At 70.6% G+C, this 320-nt stretch carries 1 protein-coding gene; it reads right to left on the bottom strand.

The genetic code is table 11. The annotated features are described in order from the left end of the window. On the bottom strand, positions 1-320 hold a 320-nt coding region (locus tag DL991_RS00005), incomplete at both ends, for a fasciclin domain-containing protein (RefSeq protein ID WP_199753767.1).

Genomic DNA, 320 nt, shown 5'->3' with positions numbered 1-320 from the left:
AGGCCCTTGGCGTCGTAACGCTTCCCGACGACGTGGTACTGCAGGATCGGGGCGAGCTGGTCCGGCTTGCCCGCCAGTTCGGCGAACTTGGCGTCACCGAGTGCGGCGAAGGCCGGGTCCGCGGGGGCGAAGACGGTGATGGCCTGCTGGCTGTTGAGGGTGTCGACCAGGTTGGTGGCCTTGACCGCGGCGACCAGCTTGGTCAGCAGCGGGTTGGTCGACGCGGCGCTGGCGACGGGCTGCGGGCCCATCGAGTCCAGCGAACCCGGCGCGCTGCCCTGCGGCAACTGCGAACACGCCGGGCCGAACACGTCGGCGTT

Source organism: Amycolatopsis sp. WAC 01375 (assembly GCF_003947325.1).
Classification (GTDB): Bacteria; Actinomycetota; Actinomycetes; order Mycobacteriales; family Pseudonocardiaceae; genus Amycolatopsis.
This window is presented reverse-complemented; position numbering and strand designations above follow the sequence as displayed.